The organism is Oscillatoria sp. HE19RPO (assembly GCF_024220515.1).
Taxonomy (GTDB): domain Bacteria; phylum Cyanobacteriota; class Cyanobacteriia; order Cyanobacteriales; family Laspinemataceae; genus Laspinema.
The window spans coordinates 1-8,027 of record NZ_JAMXOT010000044.1; the positions used below are offsets into that span (position 1 = coordinate 1).

The window sequence follows — 8,027 nt, forward strand, 5'->3', positions numbered from 1 at the left end:
TTAGGTGTGTCCACGATGGCCTTTAACTTGAATGGATTCAACTTCAACCAGTCCATCATTGACTCGACAGGTCGTGTTGTGAATACCTGGGCTGATGTGATTAACCGGGCTAACCTGGGTATGGAAGTGATGCACGAGCGGAATGCTCACAACTTCCCCCTTGATTTGGCTGCGGGTGAAGCGACTCCGGTTGCTTTGACTGCTCCTTCTATCAATGGTTAATCTGAGATAAAGATTAAAAAAACGCTCTCCGAAAGGGGAGCGTTTTTTTATGTTTTAATACTCCATGCCGTAATAAAAACCCACACCCTAAAGGGTGGGGCTACACGGACGAAGCCTGCCTTCGCAGGCTAGTGTATCACAACGACTTTTGATACCAAATCTGGGTATCAAAAATTCGTTTTGTTTATAGCCCGCGCAGGCGGGCTTCGTCTGTATAGCCCCACCCTTTAGGGTGCGGGTTTTCTGATTTAATAAAACCAAATTATTTATGTTAATTGAGACTGAATATAATGTTGAAATACCGGATTGATGAGAAACCGATATCCCGATTCAACGGACAGTTTTTCCACTAAACCCCGTCGGGCTAAAGATTGGATTGCTTGCCAAAATTCAGATTTAGATAATCCACTCTCGACGGGGTGCGGAGAAATCTCGACCGCTTCCCCTTGAAGCGCTAACCAGCCACTCACCGTTTTTTCGGCATCGGATAATCGTTCTAAATGAGCCAATAATAAGGGTTCTAAGTCACCTAAAAATAGTTCCGTTGGATTGGATAAAAATAAGGAAAGGTTTCCGTTAAAGAGTTCCTGAATCGTTGCAGCAATGATATTTAACCAGCAAGGATGACCTTGATAGAGGCGAATTAATTCTGCCCATTGGGTTTCATCGTTTAAGCCTTTATCTTTCAGGATTTGTTCGGCTGCAAGGGTTTCTAATCCTTGGAGATGTAAGCTCCGCAGGGGTCTTTTTTCTGCTTCTAAGGTAGCAAGTTCTCTGGAATTCTCCCAACTCAGGAGAATAACACAACTACGGTGAGAGGATGTGGCAAGTTGTTTAAAAAATTTCCCATACTCTTCATATTCCGCTAGATATTGACCGGCTATTTCACCGCTTTTAAATAGATTCTGGACATCATCCAGGATGATTAAACACCGAAATGAACGCAAATACGCGATAAGTGTAGCGCAAGGGTTGGGTTGTGATTGAGAAAAGAATTGGTAGAGTTCGGTTTGTAAGGTAGAGAAGGGGGGAGGATTCCCCAGACTTCGCCAAATAATGTAATCAAATTCGGTTTGAATGTCTTGAATCAGTTTGACAGTGAGGGCGCTTTTGCCAATTCCACTTAAACCGTAGAGGGTAACCAAGCGCATACCGTCTTCTAAAATCCATTGTTTGAGGGTGGATTCTTCAGTAGGGCGAGGGTAATAGTCGGTTAACTCAGGGGCCTCGGTTAAATCGATGATGGTGGGTTGATTTTTGCTGGAAGGAGAGTTGGAGTTAGAGGGCGATCGGTGTTGAGTATCTTTAATAGTTTGTATTGATTGGTTACAAATAACATTATCAATTTGTAAGAAAGAGTCATGTAAATGAGAAATTTCAGAAACCCGATTTTTTTTCTCTACTTTGGAACGAAAGTTGTATTTTTTTAGGTCTTGCCCTAATTCATCGCGCAATTTTTCCCATAAATCAGCAGCTTCTTTTTTTACATAAGATTCACTACAATTATAATCTTTAGCGATTTGTGGATATTTTTGTCGCTGCCAAACACCCTTGAGGATGGCTTCTTGGATAGGGGTGAGAGGCTCTCCAGTTTGAGCAACCATCCAATTATCAGCCCAATTTAACATTTCTTCAAGATTCGTCATAGATGGATCCACATAAACATCCCTTGTACCATATCTTACCAAATCTTGAACTGTGAACCATACTCGACTATATCCCACTATACCAGTTCAAGATAGTTCAGAATATTTTGTACTGAACACTACTATTAATGGCTTGATTAGTTTATCAAATCTAGTTTATGCTTGTAATATAGCAACCTAAATCAGTTTAAGGGATGTCTAGAGGAGACCTAAATGATTTGAAACCTGTGGCAGTGAGCAAGATATGAAGCAGGATGGCACGATTCCTCGCACAGGGGACCTATCCCCCAGGCTTTGGCTTTAGGCAATACATATAGTGGACAGGGTGGAGACCTAAGCCAACTAATTTATGACTAATATAATTTAAAGACTGTCCCCCAACAATCTAAACCAACAACAAGAGGTGTAGCCGGTTTATAAAAAAAATAATGGTATTTTGAGCGCGGGTTCCATTAAAAATAATTTATAATAGCTCTATAAAAATGTTAAACCACCCCAAGCAAAATAGCATTATTAATCGGAACAATCTTATTCTTAAATAAGGTTTAAACTTTTAACTAAATTGAAAATTTAGGTTCAAAACTATGTCATGGAATAAAATTGAATCTTTTGCTGTTAGCAATGATGAAAGGTATATATATGTAGGCAATATCTCAGGACAAATATTAACAATAAATTTGCCAAATTTTGATATAATCAGTAGCGCCCAACTTAATGTTGGTAGAATATCAGCAGTAGACATTCACCTTAAACTTCCTTATTTAGCCACAAGGTTAGGAGGGTGGAAAGTAAATATTTGTAAGCAAGATATTCAAGGAACAGTTAAATCAATAATTGACATTGATTTACGAAATATTGGTGAATTATTTAATAATTGCAATGATTGTTTATATCAAAATTTTGAACCTATCGACCAGGCAATTGCCTTCCATTCAATCAGTTGTAAATTAGCAGTAAAGAGTCAACAGAATCAAGTCGTGGAGCTTGAATTTGATGATTCAAAATATAAAATTGTTAGTTGTACTGATATTGATAAAAATTATCCTATTGTTGCTGTTAAATATGTGAAAAACTCTAATAAAATTTTGGTGGGTACAGAACTAGGAAAAATCTTTTTAATAGAAAATGGTAACGTCATAAAAGTTTGGCATATCTGTAATGAAGATATTCATTGGTTTGAACACATAGAAAATAATATTTATGTTGTTGCAAGTGATTCAAGACAAATAATTAGGCTGGATATTTCTGGACAAAACCCTCCCTTAATTGGTTCAAAATTTGCCAAGGATGACGTTGAACATATTGTGTATGATTCCGATAAATGTGAAGCTATTGCTTCTAGTTTTGATCGTAATATTTATGCAATCGATCCTATTAGCTGCGAATCAAAACGGATAATATGGAAAGCCCCTTTCAAATGTAGATGGGTTTATGTTTTAAAAACCCATCCGAATATTTTAATTGTTCAATGTCGTAATGGTGGTTTATATAAAATAAATACTTTGACTTCAAAAATAATTTCTCAAATAAAAGATACTCCTAATGCTCTTTGGACTGCATCACAGGCTCTAAATGGTAAAATATTAATAGCTGGAGAAGGTGAAAATGTGGCAGAACTTACCCCAGTTAATGCCACAAACATATGTCGAAAAATAACCTCCTTTTCCTCAAAAATACAAAAACTAAATTTTGGAGCAAATTCCTACACTAAACGTCTAGCAGTTAATTACAAAACAGATATTATAGCTTTTGGTCGTGCTGATGGTGAAGTTTTAATCTACGAAAAAGGTATTAGTAGAAGTATTGCACACCTTGATTCAGCAATTCGGGATTTAGAGTTTGATAATTATCTACCTATTCTTTATGTCGCCACTGAAAATGGAATATTAACTAAATTATCTATTTCTAATGGGTTAGTTTTAAACACTTGGACTTCACGATTTCCATTGTGGGCTTTAGCACTTAACTCAGACAAAAAAGTATTAGCAGTTTCTGAAAGAGAAGGTCATTTAGTTTTTATTGATCTAAAAACATTTTTACCAATTTTATTTGAAGAAAATCATACCTATTCAAAGAGGATGAAATGGGTAGATGACTCTACCTTATTATATGGTTCCCGTAGTAATTTATGCAAATATGATTTCAGTCACCAAATATCTTCTTTATATATTGAAGACACTGGGAACTCAATTGAAGATTTTGCTTGGGACAAAAATAAAAAATATTTGGTTTTAATAAATTATAATCGCATGATTTTTCTTTGTGATTATTTTTCGGGAATTATTCTAGATTATGTTTTTGATCAAATCGATTTTTCACATGGTGTTATGTGGATAGACGATGAAATAAATAAATCTGGGGAACCCAATAATTTTTTTACTTTTGGTAGAACAGGTTCACTTCAGTTCTATAAAATTTACGAAGATAAAATAATTAGTAACGGCAATCTAGATTTATTAATTTAACTAAATTTTTGTAATATATATGAGGTTATTTATGCAAAAAACATCAATATTTCATTATGCTCCAATCAGTGGAGTGGCAACATTAAGAGAAGATTTTATTGCAACCGCTGGTTATGATAATCAAGTCATTCTTTGGAATGCACAATCAGGTATTCCACTGACAAGAGTAAATCACGATCATCTTGTTAACCAATGCGAATTTTCACCAGATGGCCGGCTTTTAGTATCTGCTAGTAGTGACTATACTGCTCGCATTTGGTCAGTTCCAGAAATGCGGCTTTTAACTGTTCTGAATGGACATTCTGATGATGTTGTGAAGGCATCATTTTGCCCCAGTGGACAAAGGATAGCTACTTGCTCGTATGATGGAACTTTAAGAATATTCAATATAGATGGAAAGTGTTTGCTAGTATGTGAAGGCCATACGGGTTTAATTGAAACTTTTGATTGGAACATTGATGGTACAAAAATCATGTCTTGTGGTACAGATGGAACAATAAAAATTTGGTGTAGTCTATCCGGAAAAATAAAAAATAATTATCATAAATTTGACTACGATATAGATACACTTGTTAGTTTGGGAGTCAATAATTTTATTGCTGGCAATGACAAAGGTGAAATCATTACTTATATCAATGAAAGTTTTTGTTTTTATCAAGCCCATAAATCAGGAATCAAACAATTAGTTAAGTACGACAATCTTCTTTTGAGCGCGGGGTATGATCAAGAAGTTATTTTATGGGAAATTTCACAGGAGGGAAATATAAATAAAATTTGTTCAGATCAAGTACCTGTCTCTGTCTGGACAAGATCCGCATCATTTATTAATAGTAAAACTATTGTTTTTGCTTCTTTTGGATCTACTTATATATCATGGAGCTGGCTTAATAAAACCTGGGATTGTCGATCTTGGCAGGCATCTTATAGTAAAAATTCATTAGCACTCAGAGGTCAAGAAATTTTTAGCACAGGAGATTCAGGAATAGTTTTTAAAAATGACAGCAAAATTGCAGATGTTAGCAGTTTATGTAATTGTATTACTTTAAATAATGATTTTTGTTTTGTTGCAGGACATACCGGGACTATATTTGAAGCTTTTCATAATAATTTGATATTTAAACATACAAGCTCTATAAATTGTTGTTGTTCATATTTAGATTTAGAAGGAAGACAAATTTTTGTGTTTGGTGCTTATGATGGCACATTGATTTTTGTATTAGTTAGCCATGAAAAATTAAAACCTCAGATAAATTGTATTAATCTAGGATGTAATGCTATTAAGGGAATTGCATTTGGGTGGAATAGTCTACTTTGCGGCAGTGCAGATGGAAGCTTAATACTTGTAGATAGTATTACTAAAAAAACCAAAAATATCCAAAAACAAGCACATGATGGCATAGTAAATGGAGTCACGATTTATAAAAATGGTTTTGTAACTGTCTCGCGAGATCTAACTATACGTCTTTGGACTGAAGACGGAAATTTAAAAAAAATTTTAAAATCTAGGCATCCGAAATCTATAAAATGCGTAGCTACTAGCTCGGATGGTTATTTAACTGCAAGTGGAAGCTATGGAGGACATATAGACATATACAATCATTTATCTGGTGAGTGGATTGGAGATATAAAAAGACCAACAATGAGCGGTATATCCGATATTAATTGGTCAGATTCATTATCTTGTTTTGTTGCTTCATCCTATGATGGGAAAATTTACTATGTTTGAAATTGAAACAGTAGAAATAATGGGTGGCAATTTTGAAATGGGTTCTAGCTTTGAAGAGATAAACGATTATATTTCATTATTTAGTTATGCTTTTAATGATTTTCCGAAAACACAAGTTCAGAGCTGGTTTTTAAAACAAATACCCAAAATAAAAACATCAGTTACCTCTTTTCATCTTGGCATTCATCAAATTACAAATATTCAGTATTTAGAATTTGAACAAGCTGTTTTTGGTAAAAATTCTATTTCAAATATAGAAAACCCCATGTGTCCTGTTGAAGGAGTAACATTTTGCAACGCCTTGGCATTTTGTGAATGGATGAGTAAGGTTAGTAATCATATTTACCGACTCCCTACTGAAGTAGAGTGGGAATTTGCTGCTTCATCTAGAGGGCAATACATATGGGCGCATCTAGGAGTTGGGGGAGGAGGTAGAAGGCTCAAAATAACTCCCCTCGGAAAACAAGTCATCAAAGCGACTATTGACCCAGGCCAGACGTAAATGTAACAGGTTATTAAAGCCCTGACTACTCCACCGCATTCCGACCCCCTTAAAGCGCTGTTGTATCAACCATTTACAAGCACTCTCGACCATGCCCGAGCCTAAGGGTATTCCTTGCTCTTCAAAGGCTTCATAAGTAATGTGTTCAACGCGCGCCTTAAAATAATCATGTACTCGTCGGATGCTCTGACGTTGAGAGGCTTTTAAAGAGGGAGAATTAGCTAGAGTATTTAGCTCACTGATTACTCCCATTGAATTGCCATGCCTCAATTCATGTCGCCAATGTTTAAACCAGTCTTTGGCAGCGCGTGTCCGGCCATCTTTATATGCAGCAGCAGCCGACCAGAGATGTCCCGCCGCATGATAGAAATCTAAAACCCCTACTACGTTTAACGGCTCCAAAAATTGATAATATAAATTCCAAAATCCTACGGCTCCATCAGATAACCACACTACTTTAGAGGCCGCCTCAAGTCCAGAGTTCCGTGCTTCTACCATCAGTCGGGGAGCTAGGTCATGAATATTTCCGAGAACCGCGACTAGACGACGGTTATGTAATCGAGTTGCGGGTTTACCGGAGCGGGTAAAATACGCTCCTAATCTCGCTATTATCCCCACTTTTACTTCTCTCCATTGTGTGGCTCCAGACGGACTTTTTTCCTGGGGTCTAAAAGGAACCATCACCCCATCACCCGCTATAGCTAAAGGCATTGACTCTACTGAGGTAGATAGCTGTTCAGGACTCGGACTTTCTCCTTGGGAAAAAGCCGTGAGTTCGAGCGCTCGTTGGGAGGTGGCCAGCTGTCCGGATTGAGTAACCCAATTGGCTAGGGTTTGAGCGCAAACTTTAATGCTAGTTAACTGTTGTAGTAAATGAGAAGCGATTTCAAACGGAACAAAAATTGCTAATAAACATCCCAGTTTAACCACTTCCTCTGAGGTTTTTTGGTCGGGTTTTATTAAGAGGCACTCGTCAAGAGGTACTCTTTGACTCCCCGGACATTTTTTCGGGCAACGCCCCACTCGGCGAGACCAGTTTACTTGTCCCACAAGGGTTAGCATTGAACGAGGTTGAAAACCCCTACTATTCAAACGAGTAGAACAATGTGGACAAGAAGGCCATTCGGTCGGCAAGAGGGCGCGTCTTGTCAACTCGCTCTCTACTATTCGCCTTGCCAATTCTAATCCAATGCCCCATGCTACCCACACTATAGCAACTAGACTTGATGCGGTTTCTAGTTTTGAACAGTGGTTTGAACAGTCTATGTGTTCAGCTATCAATTCTTCGAGGCGTGTTATCATAACTCTTAAGTTTAAATTTTTAGTGAGCTGGGAATGTGTTTACCCACATTCCCTTTTTTTATTCTACTCCTTCCTGGACCTTTCCCTGAGTCCAGCCTGTCCAGGCCCTTTGTCTCCCTCACCCCGACCTGTAAAGGCCCCTCCCCTAACTGCTGGATGCGCCC

5 protein-coding genes and 1 pseudogene are annotated in these 8,027 nt (G+C 37.3%); 4 read left to right on the forward strand and 2 right to left on the reverse strand.

Annotated elements, in window-relative coordinates; translation table 11 throughout:
* Nucleotides 1-222, forward strand: a pseudogene (locus NG833_RS05155) (photosystem II q(b) protein); the annotation flags it as partial.
* 266 nt (nt 223-488) lie between these two features.
* On the opposite strand, the gene NG833_RS05160 reads toward NG833_RS05155, so the two are convergent.
* Nucleotides 489-1,868 (reverse strand): NB-ARC domain-containing protein, encoded by a 1,380-nt coding sequence (locus NG833_RS05160; protein WP_254564236.1) that lies wholly within the window; start codon nt 1,866-1,868, stop codon nt 489-491.
* 584 nt (nt 1,869-2,452) lie between these two features.
* Between NG833_RS05160 and NG833_RS05165 the strand changes: the two genes are divergently transcribed.
* Genes NG833_RS05165 through NG833_RS05175 form a run of 3 tightly spaced genes read left to right on the forward strand, consistent with a single transcriptional unit; the run spans nt 2,453 to nt 6,561 of the window.
* Nucleotides 2,453-4,333 (forward strand): hypothetical protein, encoded by a 1,881-nt coding sequence (locus tag NG833_RS05165; RefSeq protein ID WP_254564237.1) that lies wholly within the window; start codon nt 2,453-2,455, stop codon nt 4,331-4,333.
* 31 nt (nt 4,334-4,364) lie between these two features.
* On the forward strand, nt 4,365-6,059 hold the full coding sequence (locus NG833_RS05170; RefSeq protein ID WP_254564238.1) for a WD40 repeat domain-containing protein: 1,695 nt from the start codon (nt 4,365-4,367) through the stop codon (nt 6,057-6,059).
* Complete coding sequence (locus NG833_RS05175; protein ID WP_254564239.1) at nt 6,052-6,561, forward strand: SUMF1/EgtB/PvdO family nonheme iron enzyme; 510 nt, start codon at nt 6,052-6,054, stop codon at nt 6,559-6,561. Before NG833_RS05170 ends, NG833_RS05175 begins: the two co-directional genes overlap by 8 nt.
* Here the strand turns inward: NG833_RS05175 and NG833_RS05180 are convergent.
* Nucleotides 6,472-7,863, reverse strand: coding sequence for an ISKra4 family transposase (locus NG833_RS05180; RefSeq protein ID WP_254564240.1), 1,392 nt, complete (start codon nt 7,861-7,863; stop codon nt 6,472-6,474). The genes NG833_RS05175 and NG833_RS05180 overlap by 90 nt on opposite strands.
* Nucleotides 7,864-8,027: the final 164 nt, after the last annotated feature.